This window comes from Rhodanobacter sp. FW104-R8, assembly GCF_001617365.1.
GTDB lineage: Bacteria > Pseudomonadota > Gammaproteobacteria > Xanthomonadales > Rhodanobacteraceae > Rhodanobacter.
This window is the reverse complement of sequence record NZ_LVJR01000115.1, coordinates 15,413-37,217: the sequence shown is the minus strand read 5'-3', so window position 1 is coordinate 37,217 and position 21,805 is coordinate 15,413. Positions and strand designations below refer to the sequence as shown.

The 21,805-nt window shown below is 65.7% G+C and carries 16 protein-coding genes, 2 pseudogenes and 1 riboswitch; of the genes and pseudogenes, 9 read left to right on the top strand and 9 right to left on the bottom strand.

The window, feature by feature from the left end:
- The 4 genes and pseudogenes from RHOFW104R8_RS14935 to RHOFW104R8_RS17505 form a co-directional block, all read right to left on the bottom strand.
- Positions 1–210, bottom strand: a pseudogene (locus RHOFW104R8_RS14935) (hypothetical protein); the annotation flags it as partial.
- A 29-nt stretch (positions 211–239) separates the two neighbouring features.
- Positions 240–2,090: a TonB-dependent vitamin B12 receptor gene (btuB, locus tag RHOFW104R8_RS14930; protein WP_068091780.1), complete on the bottom strand. Its 1,851-nt coding sequence runs from the start codon at positions 2,088–2,090 to the stop codon at positions 240–242.
- 116 nt (positions 2,091–2,206) lie between these two features.
- Positions 2,207–2,454, bottom strand: a riboswitch (cobalamin riboswitch).
- A gap of 271 nt (positions 2,455–2,725) precedes the next feature.
- Positions 2,726–2,992 (bottom strand): annotated as a pseudogene (locus RHOFW104R8_RS17735) (hypothetical protein); the annotation flags it as partial.
- Positions 2,993–3,246: 254 nt separating this feature from the next.
- On the bottom strand, positions 3,247–3,426 hold the full coding sequence (locus tag RHOFW104R8_RS17505; RefSeq protein WP_153021662.1) for a hypothetical protein: 180 nt from the start codon (positions 3,424–3,426) through the stop codon (positions 3,247–3,249).
- Positions 3,427–3,683: 257 nt separating this feature from the next.
- Here RHOFW104R8_RS17505 and RHOFW104R8_RS14925 point away from each other — a divergent pair, with 257 nt between their 5' ends.
- Genes RHOFW104R8_RS14925 through RHOFW104R8_RS14910 form a run of 4 tightly spaced genes read left to right on the top strand, consistent with a single transcriptional unit; the run spans position 3,684 to position 7,931 of the window.
- Positions 3,684–5,840 (top strand): TonB-dependent siderophore receptor, encoded by a 2,157-nt coding sequence (locus RHOFW104R8_RS14925; RefSeq protein WP_082823655.1) that lies wholly within the window; start codon positions 3,684–3,686, stop codon positions 5,838–5,840.
- Positions 5,841–5,861: 21 nt separating this feature from the next.
- Positions 5,862–6,140: a hypothetical protein gene (locus tag RHOFW104R8_RS14920; protein ID WP_068091782.1), complete on the top strand. Its 279-nt coding sequence runs from the start codon at positions 5,862–5,864 to the stop codon at positions 6,138–6,140.
- A gap of 4 nt (positions 6,141–6,144) precedes the next feature.
- Positions 6,145–6,402, top strand: a complete 258-nt coding sequence (locus RHOFW104R8_RS14915; protein WP_407071451.1) for a hypothetical protein — start codon at positions 6,145–6,147, stop codon at positions 6,400–6,402.
- A complete protein-coding gene (locus RHOFW104R8_RS14910) occupies positions 6,399–7,931 on the top strand; it encodes a PepSY domain-containing protein (RefSeq protein ID WP_068091788.1) in 1,533 nt (510 codons plus the stop codon). Before RHOFW104R8_RS14915 ends, RHOFW104R8_RS14910 begins: the two co-directional genes overlap by 4 nt.
- A 316-nt stretch (positions 7,932–8,247) precedes the next feature.
- Here RHOFW104R8_RS14910 and RHOFW104R8_RS14905 read toward each other — a convergent pair whose 3' ends face one another.
- The 5 genes from RHOFW104R8_RS14905 to RHOFW104R8_RS14885 form a co-directional block, all read right to left on the bottom strand.
- Entirely contained in the window at positions 8,248–9,687 is a 1,440-nt protein-coding gene (locus tag RHOFW104R8_RS14905; protein WP_068091791.1) for an IS1182 family transposase, read from the bottom strand.
- A gap of 550 nt (positions 9,688–10,237) precedes the next feature.
- Positions 10,238–10,603 (bottom strand): DUF2149 domain-containing protein, encoded by a 366-nt coding sequence (locus RHOFW104R8_RS14900; RefSeq protein ID WP_068091794.1) that lies wholly within the window; start codon positions 10,601–10,603, stop codon positions 10,238–10,240.
- Complete coding sequence (locus tag RHOFW104R8_RS14895; RefSeq protein WP_068091797.1) at positions 10,600–11,118, bottom strand: MotA/TolQ/ExbB proton channel family protein; 519 nt, start codon at positions 11,116–11,118, stop codon at positions 10,600–10,602. The genes RHOFW104R8_RS14900 and RHOFW104R8_RS14895 overlap by 4 nt, the downstream gene beginning before the upstream one ends.
- Positions 11,115–15,098, bottom strand: a complete 3,984-nt coding sequence (cobN, locus tag RHOFW104R8_RS14890) for a cobaltochelatase subunit CobN (protein WP_201028707.1) — start codon at positions 15,096–15,098, stop codon at positions 11,115–11,117. Before cobN ends, RHOFW104R8_RS14895 begins: the two co-directional genes overlap by 4 nt.
- A 1-nt stretch (position 15,099) precedes the next feature.
- A complete protein-coding gene (locus RHOFW104R8_RS14885; protein ID WP_201028708.1) occupies positions 15,100–16,992 on the bottom strand; it encodes a TonB-dependent siderophore receptor in 1,893 nt (630 codons plus the stop codon).
- A 130-nt stretch (positions 16,993–17,122) separates the two neighbouring features.
- Between RHOFW104R8_RS14885 and RHOFW104R8_RS14880 the strand changes: the two genes are divergently transcribed.
- The 5 genes from RHOFW104R8_RS14880 to RHOFW104R8_RS14860 all read left to right on the top strand — a co-directional run bounded on the left by RHOFW104R8_RS14880 (position 17,123) and on the right by RHOFW104R8_RS14860 (position 21,653).
- A complete protein-coding gene (locus tag RHOFW104R8_RS14880) occupies positions 17,123–18,091 on the top strand; it encodes an AraC family transcriptional regulator (RefSeq protein ID WP_082823653.1) in 969 nt (322 codons plus the stop codon).
- 244 nt (positions 18,092–18,335) lie between these two features.
- The gene (gene modA, locus RHOFW104R8_RS14875) at positions 18,336–19,112 is read left to right on the top strand and encodes a molybdate ABC transporter substrate-binding protein (RefSeq protein WP_235604289.1); all 777 of its coding nucleotides are present in this window, start codon (positions 18,336–18,338) and stop codon (positions 19,110–19,112) included.
- A 27-nt stretch (positions 19,113–19,139) separates the two neighbouring features.
- On the top strand, positions 19,140–19,814 hold the full coding sequence (modB, locus tag RHOFW104R8_RS14870) for a molybdate ABC transporter permease subunit (RefSeq protein WP_068091803.1): 675 nt from the start codon (positions 19,140–19,142) through the stop codon (positions 19,812–19,814).
- A complete protein-coding gene (gene modC / locus RHOFW104R8_RS14865; RefSeq protein WP_068091805.1) occupies positions 19,807–20,880 on the top strand; it encodes a molybdenum ABC transporter ATP-binding protein in 1,074 nt (357 codons plus the stop codon). The genes modB and modC overlap by 8 nt, the downstream gene beginning before the upstream one ends.
- A 224-nt stretch (positions 20,881–21,104) precedes the next feature.
- Positions 21,105–21,653, top strand: a complete 549-nt coding sequence (locus RHOFW104R8_RS14860) for a molybdopterin-dependent oxidoreductase (RefSeq protein WP_068091807.1) — start codon at positions 21,105–21,107, stop codon at positions 21,651–21,653.
- The last annotated feature ends 152 nt before the right edge of the window (positions 21,654–21,805 follow it).

Genomic DNA, 21,805 nt, shown 5'->3' with positions numbered 1-21,805 from the left:
GACCGAAGCCCAGTCGCCCGCCACCGCCAGTCCCTGCATCAGCGCGAACTGCCCGTGCTTGCGCAGGTACAGGCCGCCGAGGAAGAACACTGCCATCGACGCATCGGGCAGGTGCAGCAGCGAACCCAGGTGATGGAAGCGGGTGGCGACCATCACCACGGCCAGGGTGACGAACAGGCTGGTCGAGATGTTGCGGGACAATGGTTTCATGGCAGTCCTCTCGTGCTGATGGGGTCCGCTCAGCGGACCGGGCGGTAGTTCAGGGTGAGCAGGTAGTTGCGGCCCGGCTGGTTGTAGTAGCGCGCGGTTTCGTAGTGCCGGTCGAACAGGTTGTTGAGCGACAGGCGTAGATTCCAGGCCGGATTGATGGCGTAGCTGACCCGCAAGTCGCTCAGTGCATAGCCGCCCAGGCGGTTCCTGTTGGCGAGGTCGTCATAGCGCTCGCCGGCGCCGTACAGGCTGCCGCCGATGCTGAAATCGCCGAGCTTGCGGTCCAGGTCGATCCGCGCGCTGCGACGCGCACGGCGCGGCAACACGTTGCCGTCGTTGCTGCCCGGCGCGGCGTTGCGCGGATCGAGCCAGGTGGCGCTGGTGCGCCAGATCCAGCCGGCAAGCGTGCCGTCCATCGCCGCCTCGACGCCACGGATGTGCGCACGGTCGATATTCGCCGGCGCCATGCTGGCCGCGTCGTAGGCGATCAGGTGATTGATGCGGGTATCGAAGCCGCTGAGCGACCAATGGCCCAAGGCATGCGTACCGCGCAAACCCAGCTCGGCGCTGCGCGACGTTTCCGGCGCGAGATCCGGGTTGCCGTAGCCGGGAAAGTACAGTTCGTTGAAGGTCGGCGCCTTGTACGCCGTGCCGTAACTGGCGGTGAGCCGCAGGGTGTCATTCATCTCCCAACCCCACAGCGCGCTGCCGGTGGTCTTGCCACCGAACTGGGCATTCTCGTCACGACGCACGCTGGCCTGCAGCGACTGCGTGCCGAAGCTCTGCTGCCATTGGCCGAACACGCCGTGGTTGATGCGGTGATCCACCGCGTACACCGTATTGCTGCCGACGCGGTCGCGCTGCCAGTCATAGCCCACACTGAACAGGCCGCCCACCGCACCGATATCCGCCTGCAACGAGCCGAGATCGCGACGGGTGTCGAAGTTGCCGACGTAAACGCCCTTGAGATAGTTGTCGCTGACGTCGGCGCTGCGGCCAATGTTGACGGTGATCGACACGTCCTTCATCGGGGTATAGCGCAGGCGTGCACCGGCAACCTGCTGCACGGTTTTGGCCATGTCGTTGACGGCGCCGTCGTACTCATTGCGGCCCTCGGCACGGAACAGTCGTGCGTCGCCGTCCCATGCGTCGCTGAAGCGATAACCGCCCTGCAGGTTGAGCGAATTGTTGCGGTAGCCGTCGCGATCGGGATCGATCACCGAGCAGCCGCCCTTGGCCAGAGGCTTGCACCGACTGACGTTGATGCCGTCGGTGTTCTCGTGAGCGGCATCGACTGAATACCAGCCCTGTCCGTTGCGACCGGCCACACCGGCACTAACCCGCTGCTCGCCATCGCTGCCCACGCCGATGCTGGCATGTGGCGAAAACGCACTTTCGGGGCGCCGGGTGAAGATCTGGATCACACCGCCCAGCGCTTCGGAGCCATACAGGCTGGAAAACGGCCCGCGCACGATCTCGATGCGCTCGATCTGGTCGACCGGAATATCCTGGATCGCCGCACCGCCGGCCGTGGCCGAGCCGATGCGCACACCGTCGACCAGCACCAGCACGTGATCCGATTCGGTGCCACGCAGGAACATCGAGGTGGACTTGCCCGGCCCGCCATTATTGGCTAGCAACATGCCCGGCGTGCCGCGCAGCAGGTCCGGCAGCGAGTTCGGCTGCAGCTGCTCGATCTCGGCGCGATCGATCACGGTAACCGCGGCCAGGGTTTGTTGCCGGGTCTGCTCGGTGCGGCTGGCGGTGACCACCATCTGATCGAGAGCGGTCGCGGCATCGCCGGCGAACACGGGCGCAAGGAAAGACAACAAGGCAGCCGCCAGAACGGACTGACGGAAAAACACGACGTGCAACGACACGTGGACTGCTCCTTTGGCCGCACCAACCCGTGCGGCACCATTGAGGTGGCGACAGGCGGCAAAGGAAGCGTGGCGGCGGCATGCCGGCGGCATGGCCCCGGACACAAGCCCACCGCTTGTCAGGTCATACCCGTGGCCGGTCTCCGGGCTCGCGGACGAAGACTTGCGTCTTCCGAATCGATGCCTTCCCATGCGTGGCGCACAGTGGCTGTGTGTCGATCCGATGGCCGATGAAGACCATGGCCCGCCCACCGTTGCGGGGGCAGCTCCGGAATAGCCATGCGTGTTTGCACACGAACCGCGCACCGGATTCCCGTTTCAATCACCGGCCAGACCGGCGATCACCTCAGGCAGCGCGCATCTTAGAGCAATTGCCGCTACCGCACCATGCGCGAGGTCATGGTGCGGTAGCGGCAGTGCTGTCTGGAGTCTGTCCGAGAACTCAGCCCAGGCTGTTCCCATGAAGTATCAAGTCGTCGTGTTCGGCACCGACACGGACTTACCGGTCGCGTCGTAGACCAGAAATCCGGATAGGTATTGGCCGCTTCGATGGCAAGGCCTCCACGAAATACTTGCTGCCCCCGCCTACTCAATTTGGATAAGTCACCGACCGCTTGGCAGTCTGAACTGATGTGCGCCGGATCACTCAGCACGTACCACTGCTCGATGAGATGGATGCTCAGCATCGTCGACGCGAGCATGAAGGGGTCGGCCGCGACGGCCGAACGTCATATAGTTTGATTCGATCAGCCCTAGTAGTGTCGTCCAGACACCACCTTGTCCACCTCGCCCAGAAATTTCTCCCGGCGCGTCTGCTTCTTCTTCGACTCAAAACTCAAGGAGACAAACGAACGCTGCTTCGTGGTGTTGGGCTGGAACTGTTGACTATTATGATGTCGCAGACGGGGAATAAATCAGAGCATCCCTGGCCAATTTCCAGGGATCGCTAGCGCAAACAAAGGGCCCGGAACACCGAGATAGCCAGTCCCTACCGCCGCTCCGACCGGAGCGCCCAAGAACCGCTTTGGGTCGAAGCAAACGCCCTACCCCTGATAACGCTCCCCAATTACTCCGCCTACGTCCGCTTCCGGCAAGAACTCTCAAACTAGCTGGTGGCCGATCGCCTTGTGCAGGAGGACGGCGCCCACGGGGAAATTCACGCCACCGGAAGGCCGAGCAGCACGGTGTCATTGCCAACCTCCCCGCGCACGCGCTCAATCTGATCCTCGAAGATGTTGACGGCGTTCACAGCGTGTGGTGCAGCCGCAGATGTCGACACGAAGCGCTTGAGCAGGGCGTTTTCGTGGTGGGTGTGACTTTTGGGGTGGAGCTGCACACCGTACCAGCACTCGGACTGCGCCTTGCCTCATTAGCTTGCCGATTTTTCACCTTGTTCACGACGGGTCCGAAAGGGGGCCACCTCTAGTTCGGGACACCCGTCGAAAGCATTAACCACATCGGACTCTGCCTCCCAAGCGAGTGTCCGCTTCGCCGAGTGATGCAATTAGTAATCATTCTCATTATGATGCTGGTTTAAGGGCGCCGGACCTTTCCGGAGCGCGCCGATCCAACAGCCATCATCAGGGAATTTCGATGCTCCTTCACCGTTACCGCCCGGCCATCCTTCCCCGCCTGCCCCTGCTCGCCGCGAGCATCCTGCTGGCCACGTTCCAGGCTTACGCCACCGACACATCTTCTGCGCCGGGTAACGCCTCTTCTGCGCCTACGGACGTCACGACCCTAGGCCAGGTGCTGGTCGTCGCTCAGCGCGCCGAGCGCACCAGCGCCGGTGCCACCAATCTCGACCTAGCCGTCAAAGATACGCCGCAGTCGATCAGCGAGATCACCAGCGAGCAGATGGACGACTTCGACGCGCACAGCGTCAATGACGCGCTGCGGCTGGCCACCGGAGTGCAGGTGGACGAATGGGAAACCAACCGCACCAGCTACAGCGCGCGTGGATTCGACATCCTCAACACACAGATCGACGGCACCGGACTGCCCAACAACTGGGGTGTCTCTACTGGCGCGATGGACAGCTTCGGCTACGAGAAGGTGGAGGTGATCCGCGGCGCCAACGGCCTGCTCACTGGCGTGGGCAACTCTGCCGGCACCATCAACTACGTGCGCAAGCGCCCGACCAACCAGCGCCAAGGGTCGTTCGGCGTGAGCTATGGGTCGTGGGGCACCACTCGCGCGCAGGCGGACTATTCCACGCCGTTAACCGCCGATCGCCGCTGGGCCGGGCGCGCGGTGGCCGTGCGCGAAGACAGCGGCTCGTACCTGAGTGACAACCACAACACGCGCACCTACCTGTACGGTGTGGTCGATGGCCAGATCGGCGACAACGGCACACTGACGCTGGGCTATTCCTACCAGCGCGCCAAGTCCGACGGCATCATGTGGGGCGCGCTGACCTTCATGGACAGCGACGGCACCCAGGCCGAGTGGCCTACCGGTGCCACTACCACCCAGGACTGGACCTACTGGAACACCACCAACCAGACCGCCTTCGCCGAGTACGTGCACCTGCTCGGCGACGACTGGACGCTGAAGGTCTCGTACAACTACCGCCGCGCGGCCGGCGACGAAAAGATGTTCTACGCCTACGACGCGCTCGGCACCGGGCTGGACCCGGCCACCGGCCTGGGCCTGTACGGCTATCCGTGGAGCGGCATCGACAAGGCCGACGCGCACCTGGGTACGATCACGCTCAACGGTCATTTCGATCTGTTCGGCCGCGACCAGGAAGCGGTGTTCGGCGCGAGCCTTGCCAGAAGCTCTACCGATGGCTGGGAGCAGAACGCGGACCCGGACTCGCCCGCCTGGGGCGCGCTGCCGCCCTTCCCATATTCGACTCATGCGATCGCGGAGCCGTCCTGGAGCGCGCCCTCGCTCTACTCCGAGCTCGACCAGCGGCTGAAGCGTGCCTTCGGCACCACCCGGCTCGCGCTCACCGACCGCCTCAAGGCGATCGTCGGCGTCAACTACTCCCAGTATCGCCGGCAGGGCCGCTCCTACGCGTTGGACTTCGACCAGACCACCAGCCACACCAGCCCCTACGGCGGCCTGACTTTCGATTTCAGCGACCACGTGCTCGGCTATGTCAGCTATTCGGACATCTACCAGCCGCAGGACCAGGTCGACGCGAACAATCGCTACCTCGACGCCAGCAAGGGCGTGAACTACGAGGCTGGCATCAAGGCCGACTGGCTGGATCATCGCCTGCTGACCACGCTGGCCGTTTTCAAGGCGGACCAGGAAGGGCTGGCCACGCCCACCGGCGCGTTCAACGAGTACGGCCAGACCATCTACGCGCCGGTCGACGTGCAGTCCAAGGGCGTGGAGTTGGAGGCGACCGGCAAGCTCGGCGACAACGTTGACCTGGTGGCCGGCTATACCGCCTTGGAGATGGATGGGCTCAATGGCGGTAACACCTACCCATGGGTGCCGCGGCGCACCGTCAACCTGCTGCTGAGCACCCACCTGCCGTCCTACCGCGCGATCTCGCTGGGCGTCGGGGGGCGCTGGCAGAGTGGCATCTCCAACATGGAAAGCAGCGGCTTCACCGTGCAACAGGGGAGCTACGCGGTGCTCAATGGCTTTGTCGCCTGGCAGTTCCTGCCCGAGGCCACGGTGCGCCTGAACGTGCACAACCTCGGCAACGAGAAGTACATCAACACCCTGCGCTACAGCGGCTACTACGGCGCGCCGCGCCGCTACACGCTGAGCCTGGACTGGCGATTCTAACGAGGGAATGGGATCACCGACATGACCGCAAGCTACCTGTTTCTTTCCACGCTGGCAGCGCTGGGCTTCTACCTCGCCTGCGCGCACCAGCGGCTGTGGACCGGCGCCCACGTGCGGGTGCGCGTGCTGCGCATCGTGGCTTGGGTCGCCACGGTGCTCGCCGCGACGGCAGCCATCGTGGCGCTCGGCCCATGGGCCGGCGTGTTCGCTTCGCTCACCGCACTGATGCTGGTGCTGGTGCTGCTGCCGTACCTGGATGCCTGGTGGTCATCGCAGCAAGGAGACCATCATGTGGGCTAGATGCATGTCGGCCGCCCTACTCGGCCTGCCGTTGAGCGTCGGGCTGATCGGGCTGATCGCGCTGGCGTGGCCGGGCGACCCGCGGGTTACCACACTGCCTTGGGTGATGATGGCGTTCCCGACCTGGGTTGCGATGATGACGCTGGCGTTCGTGTTCAGGAGCGCCAAGCGCGCATGGCTTTGGCTGGGCGGCGCGACGGCCGCCTGCTTCGTTCTGCTGTATGGACTCCAAGCCCTAGGCTGGATCGGGGTACCGGCATGAAGGCTGCGACCCTACGCCGGTTTTTGTCGCTGCATACGTGGGTCGGCCTGCTCGCGGGCATGGCCCTGTTCATCGCTTTCTATGCCGGCGCGATCACCGTATTCAGCCATGAGATCGCCGACTGGAACCGTACCGGCCCGGCCGCTCTCGTGCCGCCCGACCCGGTGGCACGCTCGCAGCAACTGCTTGACGACCTGCTAAAGCAACACCCACAGGCGGCCGAGAGCGTCTACTTGGTCCTGCCCGGCGAACACGGGCCGCAGCCCTCGGCCTACTGGTTCGAGGCCGGCACGGGCGAATCCCGCCGTTTCACTTTCTCGCCGCACGACACGCTGAAAGAAGACGCCTTCGGCCAGGACTTCATCGAGTTCATCTACGACCTGCACTTCACCGCCGGCCTGCCCAAGCCTTTCGGCACCTACCTGTTCGGGATGGTATGTCTGCTGTACGGACTGGCTTTGGTCAGCGGCGTGGTGCTCTACGCGCCCACGCTGGTGAAGAACCTGTTCGCCCTGCGCACCGGCCGCAACGTCAAGCGCCTGTGGCAGGACGCGCACAACGCCATCGGCATGCTGTCGCTGCCGTTCCACGTGATCTTCGCCTGGAGCGGCGCGGTGCTGGCGCTGGGGCTGGCGCTGCTGATTCCGTTCCAGTACCTGGTCTACCAGGGTAAGCTGCTGCAACTTCTCGAGCGCGATTTCTACGGCGCGCCGCAGGTCGCCGCCGCGCACGCGGCCAAACCCACGCTGCCGGTGGCCGAGCTGCTACAACGCGGCCGTGCGGCCATGCCCGCGCTCGAGGTCGAGGGCATATCTCTGGTCAACATCGGCGATGCCAACGCGCGAGCCACGTTGTACGGCGTGGTCGAGGAGCGCCAGCTCAACCAGCTGGGCTCGGTGACGCTGGACGCCGCCACCGGCGCGCTGATCGATCAGGTGGCCCCCAGAACCATGACACCGGGCATGGTCATGCTGCGCGGCCTGCAGGCGCTGCATTTCGGCAACTTCGGCCATGACGCGGTGAAGTGGCTGTACTTCGTGCTCGGCTTGGCCGGCGCGTTCCTGTTCTACAGCGGTAACCTCCTGTGGATAGAGTCCCGGCGCAAGCGACGACAGACCGAGCAACCGCTGCGCACCCGCGTCATGGCGGCACTCACCCTCGGTGTGTGCCTAGGCTGCGTGGCCGGCGTATCGGCGGTTTTCGTGGCCGGTGCGCTGGCGCCGGGCCTGGGCCGGCCGGTGTACTACACGGTGTTCTTCGCCTGTCTGCTGTGGGCCTGCCTGCGCCAGCCGGCCCGCGCGGGATACGAGCTGTTGTGGCTGTGCGCACTGACGACCGCGGCTATTCCGCTCGCCGGCTGGATCGGGAGCGGGGAGCAGTTCTTAGCCGCCGCCTGCCGGGGGCATTGGCATCGTTGCCTAGTCGACATAGTGGCCTTGTTGCTGACGCTCGCCTTCTGGCGGATGGGCCTCGCGACTCTGCGTCGTGCCCACCGGGGTGATCCGCACAGCATCTGGGCGCTGCACTGATACGCGCGCCCGTAGTGCCGTGTTGGGCAGATTTCTCGCGCCGATTGGCTAGATCCAAAGTGGGAATGCGGCCACCGCCACTTCGCCTGAACACTCCGACAACCGGCACCGCGTCCGCTTTCGGCCCAGGCTGTGTGAAAACGCGTGCGCGCTGCAAATGATGGCGTAATGGCCGCGCCGAGCGGTTTGCTGGCCGCTTGCGATCACCTACAGACGCCGCCGCGAAGACTTCGCCTCTTGAATTTCGGAGCAACTGATCGAGACCGAAGAGCGCTATCGCGGCCCTTGGCGGAGGTATTTCGGGTGCAAAGCGCCTTCAGGCGCACATCGTCTGCATCAGCGGTGCAATGCCCAAGATTTTCATCACGCGTTTGAGGTTGTAGGCGAGCACGTGCAGGCTCATCTCTGTGCTGACGTGGTTGAGCGTACGCATCAGGAAGTGCGTCGACCCCATCCAGGCCTTCAGGGTGCCGAAGGGGTGTTCGACCGTTTGCCGTCGGATGCGCATCTTGTCTGGATCCTGATCCAGACGCTGCTGCATCGCGTCGATTACGGCTTCATGCTCCCAGCGTTTGACGCGTCGTTGCGGCGAAGAGGTGCACTGCGTCTTGAGCGGGCAGGCCTTGCACGCAGAGCTCCAGTAGCAATGCAGCGTCAATCCCTTTTCGACCGTGGTGAAACGCCAGATCAGTGACTGTCCGGCCGGGCAACGGTAAGAGTCGGTCTCGGACAGATAGACGAAGTCCCGCTTGCCGAACAGGCCCTTGGCCTGGTTGTTGGAGGTCTGCGGACGAGGGACGTAGGCGGTGATGCCGACTTCCTCGCACGCCACGATTTCTTCCCCGCTGAAGTAACCACGATCAGCGACAACCTCCATGTGTTCGGCCTGCATGGCGGTGCGCGCACGCTTTGCCATGGTCGCCAGTTGGCTGCGATCGTTACCGATGTTGGTGACCTGATGGTCGACGATCAGGTGGTGCTGCGCATCGACCGCCGTCTGTACGTTGTAGCCGACGGTGCCGGTACCCTTGCCGCTGGTCGCCATGGATCGTGCATCCGGGTCGGTCAGCGAGATCTGCTGGTCAGGGGCGGCCTCGACTTCTTTGGCTAACGCCTGCATGCGCTGCATCTCCGACTGCAGCTTCTCGACCTTTTCGTGAAGTTGCGTCGTGCGCGCTTCGGCGACCGGGGCTGCACCCTGGCGATCCGCGCTGTCCAGTTCCGACAGATATCGCGCCACGCTCTCTTCGATCTGCTCGATCCGGCGCTGCACCTTGGCGCGGGTGTAGTTCCGGTCGCGATTGTTGACCGCCTTGAACTTGCTGCCATCAATGGCTACCAGCGCCTGCGAAAACAGATCCAGCCGCCTACACAACACCACGAACTCGCGGCAGACCCGGCGGATCGCCGAACCATTGTCCCTGCGGAAATCGGCGATCGTCTTGAAGTCCGGCGACAGTCGACCGGTCAACCACATCAGCTCAATGTTCCGCTGCGCCTCGCGCTCCAGACGCCGGCTCGACTGCACGCGATTGAGGTAGCCGTAGATGTAGATCTTCAACAGCGTGGCCGGGTGATAGCCCGGACGACCAGTGGCCTGTGCGATCGCTCGCTCAAACCCCAGCGCGGTCAGATCGAGGTTGTCGACGAAGACGTCCACCACCCTCACGGGGTTGTCTTCCGTCACGTAGTCGTCGAGGCGCTCGGGAAGCAAGGTTCTCTGCGAGCGATCTTCACCTTCGACAAAACGTCCCATCGGCAACTCTCGTCGGCGCGGTGGGACAAGTCTATCGACTCAGAGAGTTTTCACACAGCCTGGACCAAGATCAGACGGGCAGCTACCGATTGGATGCGCCACCTGCGAATCGCCGCCGTCAAACTGGCAATCGTGCTTCCACGCTCAGGTTTCTTTAGAGAGGCGAGCGCAGAGCGTGCTTACGTCGCGGGTGACGTCAAGTGACACCGGACTCTAAACCGTCCCGCTACTCAAAGCTGGGGAACGTCGATCACACAGGCGAGGGACGCCGCCCGCACTGAGCATCTGGACTCGGACTCACTACGCGAGTGGAGATGCACGGTGTACGGATAGCGCAAGCGCAACTTCGTCGGGTAGAGTTTCTGGGCTCGCGGCTATTTCGTTCTCGACGGTCAGTCGAGACGAACAGATGATCCGAGTGTATATCCGCAACCAGGAGGAAGAGGGTCGGCGGTGGAGCAGGTCAAACGGAGTCGACGATTTGCACCCTCATCGATGCGTGCGGCACGGCGCGTTACAGATCAACGGCCATTTCGCCATCCGATCGCGGCTAGTTTGCCGGTGCCTGCCCACCCGCATCGCGCGCTGCGTCGCCACCTTGCCTACCCGCTTCGGGCACATAGACCACGCTGCCGTCCTTCATGCGGTAGGCCACGCCTGCCTTGGTGCCTTCGCCTTGGCCGACCTGGCCGGTGGAGCGGAAGCGTTCGATCTTCTCGCCGCGCTTGACCAGCATCTGCATCGAGGCCTTGCCTGGATCGGTGATGACGGTGACGTTGTCGCTCTGCATCATCTGCATGACGGGGTTTTTCGCCATGGTGAGCAGCAGCGCGGCGATCACCACCAGGAAGATGTCGATCAGGTTGACGACGGAGAGGATCGGGTCGTCGGCCTCGCTGTCGTCGAGGAAGTTCATGCCGCCTCCCGCAGTTCGCGCCGCATCGCGGCGATCGGGTTGGTCTGCAGCCAGACCAGTTCCTCGGCCAGCCAGCGACGACGCACCGACACGATCCAGAAGGTGATGGCGGCGGTGATCAAGGCCAGGATCACGGCCGAGAAGGCGATCGCGAGGTTGTCCGACACGGACGCCAGGTCGCCGCCGGACAAGGCCTTCAGCGCGGGCCCCATCGGGATCATGGTGGCGACCAGGCCCAGCATGGGCGTGGTGCGGGTGGTGATGCGCAGCATCTCCAGCAGGCGGTGCGCGGCCACTTCGCGGTCATCCTCGGAGGCGTGCGGATGCTTGGCGGCCCATTCCAGCAGGGCGAAGCCCGGCACCGCGGCGGCCGGTCGGCGTCGCTGCCAGCGCATCACGGCGAAGCTGCCCAGCGCGTACAGCGAGTAGGCAAACAGCAGCACGATGACCAGCAGGGTGAGCGGCAGGAAGATCTGCCCCACCTGATACATCAGCAATTCCAGCATCTGACTCATGGTGTTTCCTTGTGCGAGGTTCGATACGGTCGGGGGCGGCGTGCGATCTGGCGGGCCGCGCCGGTCGCGAGGCACAGCGCCAGCGCGGCGGAGATCCATGGCGCCCGTGGATCGCTGGGCGCGCTGTCGGCGGGGGCGGTTTTTTCCAGTTGCATACCGCTGACTTGCTGCATCGGTGCCGGCGTCGCCGCCGCGTCGGTGGAGGGAGCAGCGGCAGCGGCTTCGGCGGGCGTACCGGCGACTTCGGCCGGGGCGCCGCTGGCCACGTATTCGAGGAACGGCGCGTTGTCGGTGTGCACGTCGAAGCGCGTGGCGAGGTCGCGGTAGCGCTGCTTCAGTGTTTCCAGCGTGGCCGGCTTGGCGTTCCAGTAACCCTGGCGCGAGGCTTCCAGCATGCGTTCGATGATCTGCGCCTGCGCGTGCGGGTTTTCCTTCTCGAACCAGGCGTCCAGGCCGAGCTTGTACTTGTCGCGCACGTAGACGTCGGCCATTTCCTCCCACTGGTCGTCGCGCACGACCTCGCGCGCCACCGCCGTCCAGCCCCACAGGTTGTTGGTGGATTCGAGCACGCTCAAGGTGCCGGCGTAGCCTTCGGCCACCAGCGCCTTGATGTAGCCGGGGTGGAATTCGCGCGTGGACAGCTCCTTGGCGAGGAAGCCCGCGGCATCCTCCACCTTGCCCGAGCCGCCGCCACGCAGGTTGGATATGTAGAGCTTCGGCGGCTTGCCGTCGAGGTGGCGCACGGCGAGGCCGATGCCGCCCAGGTACTGGAACGGATCGTCGGTGGTGAGCATGCCGTAGGTGTTGGAGGTGCGTGACAGCACCGCGCCATCGGTGCCGCGCAGGTGGCTGGCGTACAGGTTGAGCTTGTCGTTGCCGGCCACGCCGCGATTGCCCCAGGTGGACGGGTCCGGGCCATAGGCGTATTGCATTTTCGACAGGTACAACTCGGCCAGCTTGCGGTCGCCTTCGGCCTTGCCTTTCCAGCTGTCGCTGGCCAGCGTGGCGTCGTCCAGGCCGGTGCCGTAGCGGCCCGACGCGGAGGAGAACACCCGCGTCTGCCCGGCGGCCGTCGCGGCGCCCTTGTCCACGCCCTGACCCAGCAGTTCGGCGGTGACCGCCTTGCTGTGCGCCGCCACCGGGTTGTCCGCCTCGTCGGCGAGCGCGGCCAGTTGGGCGGCGCGGGCCAGCTGCTTGACGACATTGGGGAAGTGGTCGCGGTACAGGCCGGTGATCGACAACACCACGTCCACCCGTGCGCGGCCCAGCGTCTTGCGGTCGACCAGGCGCACGCCTTCCACGCGGCCGCCCTTGTCCCACACCGGCTCCACGCCCAGCAGCCACAGCGCCTGCGCTTCCAGCAGGCCTTCGTGGCGCATGGTCTCCACCGACCACAGCGAGAAGGTGAGCTTGTCCGGCAACTGGCCGGTATCGCGGCGATGCGCCTGCAGCAATTCCTCGGCGGCTTTCTTGCCGGCCTCCCACGCTTGTTGGGTGGGCACGCGCGAAGGATCGAACGGATACAGGTTGCGGCCGGTCGGGTAGGCGTCGGGGCGCTTGATCGGATCGCCGCCGTAGGAGGTGGGGACGTAACGCCCGGCCAGCGCATCGAGCAGGCCGGGCAATTCGCCGGCGGCGCCGATGTCGGCGTACCACTGGCGCGCCTGCTTCAGCATCGCCGCCAGGTCGCCGTCGAGCGGCCCCGGGTCCCTGCCTTCCACCAGCACCTGCCTGAGCAATGCATACGGAGGCGACTGCACCAGCTTGTCGTAGTCGATCGCCAGCGTCTCCTCCAGTTGAGTGCCGCGGACGCCGGCATGTCTCGCCGCCGCGTCGCGGAACGGCGTGCCCAGCATCAGCAACACCGTTGCCAGCCGGTGCTCGGTGGCCGGTGCGGTGCCGAACGTATGCAGGCCAAGCGGTTGCGCGGTCTGCGCCAGTTCGTGCAGATGCGCGTGCAGCGCATCGACGAAGGCGGGGAATTCCGCGCTGGCACGCTCGGGCGTCCAACCCATGTCCAGGTCGATGTGGGCACTGGCCGTGCGCGCCAGCAGGTCGGTCATGATCTGCGTGCGCACGGCACCGTCCATCTGTCCCAGCCAGCGATGCAGCAGGTCGTGGATGGCGGTGAGCTCATCGTGCAGGCCGGCCGGGCGGAACGGCGGCGTCTGGTGGCTGATGATGACGGCGCGGCCGCGCCGACGCGCCTGCAGCGCCTCGCCGATGTTGTCGGCGATGTAGGGATACACCACCGGCACGTCGCCCAGCGCCAGCATCGGGTCGTCGTACACGGACAGGCCGCGCTCCTTGCCCGGCAGCCATTCCTGGGTGCCGTGGGTGCCGAAGTGGACGAAGGCATCCGACTGACTGCGTGCCCACAGATAGGCGGCCAGGTAGAAATGGCTGGGCGCGGCGGTGGTGGAGTGGTAGAGCGCCTTTTCCCTGTCGTCGATGGCGCCGCTGCGCGGCGGCTGCGGCATCAGCGTGACCTTGCCCAGGCGCAAGCGCGGTATCACGAAATAAGTCTGGCTGCCCTTGCCCAGCACCATCGGCGAGGTGGCTGGATCGCCACTCTCGCGCAATAGGCGCTCACGTACCGGCGCGGGCAGCGTAGCCAGCCACTTCGTATAATCTGCCACGGGTAGGCGCACGGCGAGATCGTCGTCGAGCAGGCCTTGCAGGCGTCCGCTGCGGTAATACGGCGCCAGCAGGCGCTGCAGCCGGGCAGTCAGTTCGTCGGCATCGGCGGTGTGGGTGTCGTAGCCGGCGTGCTGCATGGCCGTGAGGGTGGCGACGAGGCTGCGCGGCAGGTTGAGGAACGAGGCGGAGAGGTTCTTCTCGCCCGGCGGGTAGTTCCAGAAAAACATCGTGACGCGCTTGTCGTGAACCGGCTTGCGCTGCAGCACCACCAGCCGCAGCGCTTTGTTCACCATGGTCTGTACCTGCGCCTCGATCGGCTGCAACTGCGGGTCGCTCTTGCCCATGGCCGAGGCCACCTGGATATCGACGATGCCGGCGTACTCGGCCTGGGCCATGTAGAACGGCACGTCCATCAGCGACACGCCGTGCGGATCGGCCGCCCACTCGGCCTCGTCGCCCTGGCGGTAGGGCATCGCCTGGATCACCGGAATGCCCAGCTTTTCCATCTCGCGCCGCGGCTCGTCCGGGCTCAGCATGATGCGCGTGGTGATGACGGCATCGGCCACGCGCCGGCCATGCGGCGCCAGGATGTCGCCCATGCTGTCCTTGCCCATGACCGGGTAGTAGAAGGCCAACGGGATGGCGCCGGCGGCTTCCACGCGACGGATCAGGTGGTCGATCAGCCGGGTCTGCAGGGCCGCGACGTATTGCTCGTGGAAGGCGATGGCGATGACCGGCGGCCGCGCCCCGTCACCAACCTTCTTCCAGCGCAGATAGCTTTCCGTGTCGGCAAATACCTGTTTCGCATCGGGGTGGTAGATGGCTGTCTCCGGCACCACCACGGGCGCGGCGGTGCCCGTGGCCGGTTTGCCGCCGAGCCACGCGACCGTGGTGGCGAAGAAGCCCTCGAAATTGCCGAGACCGCCATTGGAGTAATAGCTGGCCAGGCGCTGCGCCAGCGCCGCGGGCATGCCTTGCGCGGCGGGTGCCTTGTCGTACACCCACACCACCGGCAGCCGGGTCTGGGCCAGCGCCTTGCCCAGCTTGGCGCGCACGGCACCCTGCAGGTAGCTGTCGATGAAGACGATGTCGTGGCCGTCGAACACGTCCGGCCCGGCGTCGGCCGGCAGCTTGTCGAGGTAGCGCACCTCGACTGTCATGCCGTGCGGCCTGGCGATTTCCTCCAGCACCTTGAACTTGCCCGGCGGCACGTTGCTGGTAGCCACGAACAACGCCGACGTCGCCTGCGCCGACGGGCCCGGCGCGAACAGGCTGGCCAGCGCGAGAGCGACCAGCAGCATCCAGCGCATGATGCCCGCAGGGGATCGTGCCGTGGCCATCTCAGAAGCTCACCCGCAGATCGACCGAGACGGTGCGGCGGCGCTCGGCGTAGCCGAACAGCGGCGACTTCTCGGCCAGCCGGACGTTGCCGAGGTTTTCCAGCGCCAGTCGCAGCTCGCAGTGGGCGCCGAGGCTCTTGCCCACGCTGGCGTTCCACAACGCATACGCAGGCAACTCGCCGCTGGCGGAATACTGCGTGCCCGTGCGCTGCACGCCCAGGCGGGCCGACCAACCGGATTGGCCGGTCCAGTCGACGTGCGAGGCCAGGCTGGTCTTGGGCCGGTATTCCAGTTCCTTGCCGGTGATCCGGTCTTCGGTATCCAGCGCGGTAAGGTTGCCCTGCCATGACCATGCGGGGCTGATGTCCCAACCGAAGCCGGCCTCGACACCGCTGATGCGGGCCTTGTCTACGTTGTCGTACTGGTAGATGCGGCGCGGCCCGATCACCTGCAGCAGGCGATAGGTGATCAGGTCGTGCACGTCGCTGCGAAACGCGGTGGCGTACAGGTTCACGCCGTCATGTTGCCAATCCACCGAAAGCTCGAAGGAGTCCAGCGTTTCCGGCTTGATATTGCCGTTGCCGAGGAAGGAGTGCGGTCCCTCGGCGCCCACGTAGGTGGGCGAGATCTGCTTGAGCGTGGGCGCCTTGAAGGCATGGCCGTAGCCGCCCTTGACCACCAGCTCCGGCGTGGCCTCCCACACCAGGTAGGCGCGCGGGCTGAGTTCGTGGCCGAACAGTTCGTGGTGGTCGTAGCGCAAGCCGGTAGTCAACGCGAACCGTTCGCCGAGGGCGGCCTCGTCCTGCACGAACAGCGCCTTGTGCGTGGCCTCGTCGTGGCCATTTTTCAGCCCCGCGTTCTGCAGCGCTTCGCGGCGCGCTTCCCCGCCGATTGTCAGCTGCTGGCGTTGCCCCCACTCTACCACCGCGTGGCCGTCGACCACCTTGTCCTCCAGCGTCTGCGGGCGCGTCGGGGCCACGCCGTGGGTACGGTTGTTGGTGATGTCGGTCTTGCCGTCGTAGGCGCGCAGCTGGCCGCGCCAGTCGCCGAAGTCGCCGCGCCAGGCGATGTCGGTCTGGCGGCGGCGGATGTCGTAGCGGTTTTCGTAGCCCACGCCCGCGGACGAGACATCATCGTAGTTGCGTTTTTCCAGGCCCTGGAAATGATTCAGCTCCAGGCTCTGCCGCTCGCCGAGCTTCAGCGTGGTGCCGACGGTACCGGCATGCACGCGGCCGCCTTCCAGCTCGGTGTAACGGGTGTCGTCCGGATCGGCCACGGCGGGCGTGATGGCGTTGTAGCCGCTCACCCGCAGGCTCGCCCAGTGGCTCAGCGGCCCGGCGGCGTACACCGACATCGCGCCGGCACGATGGCCGCCATTGGCCTCGGTGGCGGCGCCGTGCAGGCCAAGCTCGCCTTCCCAATGATCGGTCGGTTTGCGGGTGATCAGGTTGATCACGCCACCCAGCGCCTCGGAGCCGTACAGCGTGGACATCGGCCCGCGGATCACCTCGATGCGCTCCACCGCCGACATCGGCAGCCAGCCGTACTGGTAGTCCGAATGCCCCACCACGTCGTCGGTGGCGACGATGCGGCGGCCATCCACCATGGTCAGCACATGGCGCCCTTCCATGCCGCGCAGCGAAATCGTCTTGCGCCCGCCCACCTGGCGCGGCGAAAGGGTGACGCCGGGCACCGTGCGCACCGCCTCCAGCAGATTCTGCGGGTTGACCTTCTCCAGCTCCGCACGGTCGACGATGGTGACCGACGCCGGCGCCTTGCGCGTGTCGTGCGCGGACAAGGTGGCGGTCACGGTCACCGGGGTGAGATCGGTCGCCACCTCCGCCGGCGTGGCGGCGAAGGCCGTGCCCGCCACAGGCAGAAGGCAGGCCAGCAACGCGCACGCCAACGCCGTCCGGCGCGACGTAACGCCGCACCCGGTGGCACGGGCGCGATGGATGGAAACATGGTGGGCGAAAGACGAGGCGGAAGCGTGCATGACAGGAGTTATCCGGTAGGCTTGTCCAATGAATGATATTTATTCGCATTTACGCCAGCTACCCGATCACGCAAACGCGTTGCCCAAAACGGGAGTTTTTACGGTTGGGGGTACGTCCGCGGCCGGTGCGTTGTCCACCTGTGCCCGCCATACCCCTCCACACGCATGTAGCCGGGGTCCGGGCGTGACGCACCAGCTGCCCTGCGGCTTGCTGAGCGGATATGGTTGCGGCGAGCTGCTGGTATCGGCAGATGGCCGGCAAGACGTCCATCTTTCGGTCTGGCTGCGTGGCCACGCCTTGCTGCAGATCGGCACGCGAACGGTTCGTATCGGACCGCACGATGCCCTCGCGATGTCGCTGGGCGATGGCGTCCCGGACACGCGTTCGACCCCCTGTGCGCAGCATGTCGACCTGTTGCTGCAACGCGAACGACTGTTCGAGCTGGGCGGTGAGCTGGGCGAAACTTTCCTCGAAGGCCTGGACCGGTACTGCAAGCCGTGCGTGGCCGCAGCCGACGCCGATACCTTGCGCACGGCCAACGAACTGGTCGCGGTTCTATTGACCCATGAAAGCTCCCACCTGCTGCGTGATGCCAAGAGCCTAGAACTGCTGGCGCGCATGCTCACGGCCAGCCGGTCACCCGTTTCCATCCGGCTCACTCCCGCACAACGCGAACGCGTGAGCCATGCCCGCGACCTGCTGCTCGCCGACCTGGCCAATCCACCCACGGTGGCGCAGCTGGCGCGCGCCAGCGGCCTCAACACGTTCAAGTTGAAACAGGGTTTCCGCAGCCTCTACGGACACTCCATTCACGCGGTCTACCAGTACGAGCGCATGCAGAAGGCATGGCAGCTGATCGAGTCCGGGCACATGGATGTGAGCGCCGCCGGCCATCACGTGGGCTATTCGAACCTCAGCCATTTCAGCGATGCGTTCCGCCGGCACTTCGGGCTGCGGCCCGGGGAACTCAAGCGCTGCGTATCGCGTACGTGCTGACGGAGTTCCTGCCTGCCGCCTGGGTATTTTTCCCCAGGCGGCGACAACCTGGACAGCATGAATCACGCGCCGCCCTGCAAGGGCGGTACCCTGCCTGCGCCAGGCGGCTGCGGCAAGTTGACCGATATCAACTCATTCGATCCTGCCGTGTGTATAAATCGAACCACATCATGCGAGCAGCCACCTCCGCATCGGTGAATCGGCGAGGGACACGGGGTGGCCTATTGCACTCGAGGATATCCAGATGCCGATTCGTCGCGTTCTGCTGACTCTGCTGGCCATCGCCGGCCTGGTCGCATGGCCTGCGCACAACGCTGCCGCAGCCACGGAACCTGTCGCCCAGGCGCGCGTTGCCGTGGCCGCCAACTTCACCGAAGTGGCTCGCTTGCTGGCCGAGCAATACACGCGCCAAAGCGGCAACCGCATCGAGATCAGTGCCGCATCGACCGGCAAGCTGTACGCGCAGATCCACCACGGCGCGCCGTTCGACGTCCTGCTCGCGGCCGACGACACCACGCCGAAACGCTTGGTCGATGAAGGCCTGGCCGTACGCTCATCCCTGTATGACTATGCCACCGGCCGGCTGGTGCTGTGGAGCCGCGACCCGGCATTGGTCGACGATGGAGGGAACGTGTTGCGCAACCACACCTTCCACAAGTTCGCGATCGCCAACCCCGACCTGGCGCCGTACGGCGCCGCGGCGCGCGAGGCGCTGCAGCACATCGGCCGCTGGGATGCGCTCAAGCCGCAGTTGGTCCTCGGCGAGAACGTGGGCCAAGCCACCCAGTTCGTGCTGAGCGGCAATGCCGAGGCCGGCCTGTTGCCGCGCTCGCTGGTGATGGAATCGCAAAAGCAGGTAGGCGGCTCATCCTGGCTGGTTCCCGCCAGCTGGCACCAGCCGATCATCCAGAGTGCGGTGCTGTTGAATCGCGGCAGCGACAATCCGGCCGCTATTGGCTTCCTGGGATATCTGCGCGACGATGCCGCCCGACGAATCATCGCAGCCCACGGTTATGACTGAGATGGAACCGGCCCCGCGACGGCCGGCATGACTCCCACGCTGACCGCGATCCTGGTCACCCTCAAGCTCGCCGGGCTGACCACGTCGATCCTGCTGCTGCTGGGCATGCCGCTGGCCTGGTGGCTGGCGCGCACGCGTTCGCGCTGGCGGATCCCGATCGGCGCGCTGGTGGCCCTGCCGATGGTGCTGCCGCCCACCGTGCTGGGCTTCTATCTCCTGCTGGGAATGGGCATCCACGGACCGATCGGCCAACTCACCGCGTCGCTGGGGCTGGGCACCCTGGCATTCACTTTCCAGGGCCTGTTGTTCGCCTCGGTGCTGTATTCGCTGCCGTTCGTGGTGCACCCGCTGCAGTCGGGCTTTGCCTCGATCGACACCACCGTACTGGAGGCAGCCGCCACGTTGCGCGCCTCGCCGCTCGACCGCTTCATCAGCGTGGTGCTGCCCCTGTCGCGACCGGCGCTGGTCACCGCCACGCTGTTCGGCTTCGCCCATACGGTGGGCGAATTCGGCGTGGTGCTGATGGTCGGCGGCAACATCGACGGCCAGACCCGGGTGCTCTCGGTGCTGCTGTATGACCAGGTCGAGGCCATGGCCTACGGCGACGCCCACCGCCTGGCGGCCGGGCTGTTGGTGTTCTCCTTTGGCATGCTGCTGGTGATGCAGTGGCTGGGGCGGCGTACGGCGCTCGTGCATGACTGACACTGTCCGTGGCATCGAATTGCGCCTGCGGCTGCAGCGCAGGGATTTCACCCTGGACGTGGCGTTGTCGCTGCCCGCGCAGGGCGTCACCGTGGTGTTCGGCCCCTCCGGCAGCGGCAAGAGCACCTTGCTGCGTGCCATCGCCGGCCTTGAACCCGAGGCGCGCGGCCTGGTGCGCGTCGATGACGAGATCTGGCAGGACGCACGTCTCCGCCTGCCGCCGCACCGGCGCCCGGTCGGCGTGGTGTTCCAGCAGACGGCCCTGCTGCCGCATCTGTCGGTGCACGACAACCTGCGCTATGGCTGGCGCCGTGCCGGTACAGATGCTGACGTCATGCGGGAATGGATCGACAAGCTGGCGCTGGGCCCGCTGCTGGCACGGTCACCGGCCACCCTGTCCGGCGGCGAGCGCCAGCGCGTGGCACTGGGCCGCGCATTGATGTGCCAGCCGCGATGGCTGCTGCTCGATGAGCCGCTGAGCGCGCTGGACGTCGATAGGCGAGCCGACATCCTGCCGTACCTGGAGGCGATCCGGCGGCAAGCCTGCATCCCCCTGCTCTACGTCACCCACTCGGTGGAAGAGGCCGCCCGCCTGGCCGACCACCTGGTCCTGCTCGAAGCCGGCCGGGTACGCATCGCCGGCCCGGCGCTGGAGGTGCTGAACCGGCCCGACCTGCCGCTGGCCCTGCGTGATGACGCCGCCGCCGTGCTCGAGGCCAGCGTGCTCGGAGACGACGGCCACGGCCTGCTGATGCTGGACACGCCTGCCGGCACTCTGCACGCCCACGGCCCAGCACACCCGATCGGCACCCGCGTACGGCTGCGGATACAGGCGCGCGATGTCAGCGTGGCCCTGAGCGCGCGCACCGACACCAGCGTGCTGAACATCATTCCGGCCGTGCTGCAATCGCTGTCGACGTTGCCCGGGGGCCAGTTGCAACTCCAACTGCGCGCTGGCGGCACCCGATTGCTCGCGCGGGTATCGCACCAGTCGGCAGCCCGCCTGCAACTGCGCGAAGGCCTGCCGGTGTGGGCGCAGATCAAGGCCGTGGCGCTGCTGATCTGAAACATGCCGCGACGTTGTGCCGCAGCAAAGTCCGTGGCACCGGCCATTCCGTTGCCCAAGCCGCACAAACCGCGCCGCATCGCCATCCGACTGTCCAATCGTTCGGCGCTCGCTGGCCGGCACACGGCGAATCGTAGCGGCCTCTTGACGACGGTCAATTCTTCGCGGGGCCAGGACACCTATCCTTCGCCCGCTATATACATAAGCACATACCCGAGGAACGTATGAAAACCTTGCTGAGCTATCTGCTGGTTCTGGGCCTGGTCGCCGCGACGGCGCATGCGCAAACCCCCACGGCGACCGACGCCGCTCCGAGACATCACGGTACGCCAAGTTCCCTCGTACACGTCACGGGTGCGGTCAAGGCAACGCGCGATTTCGATCTGGCGGCCATCAAGGCCCTGGCCGGACGCGACACGGGACCCGTCGACGTCATCTGCGCGTCCGGCGCCACCGTGGCCAAGGTGAACAACTTCCGCGGCGTGCGCCTGACCGATCTCATCAACCACGCCGGCATCGACGAGCAGGGCCATAAGGACACGCGCCGCATGGTGATCATCGCGCGTGCCACCGACGGTTACGTGGTGACGTTTTCCTGGAACGAATTGTTCAACACCGCCATCGGCAAGGACGTGCTGGTCGCCTATGAAAAGGATGGCAAGCCGCTGGATGCCGGCGAGGGACAGTTCCTGCTGGTCTCGGGCCAGGACATCAAGACCGGCCCGCGCCACGTGCGCTGGCTGAACGAGATCGAGATCAAGCGCGAACAGTAGCCTCGCCGCACGCGGCAACGCGTCGCGCTGTCGCGCGCCCCTTTCCCGATAACCCTTCCTGCATCGCCCCGAACTATCCCGGTTCGGCGGGCGACTGTGTCCCACGCCATGAGTACGAACTCATAACGAGGTGCGTCATGAACCGATTTTCC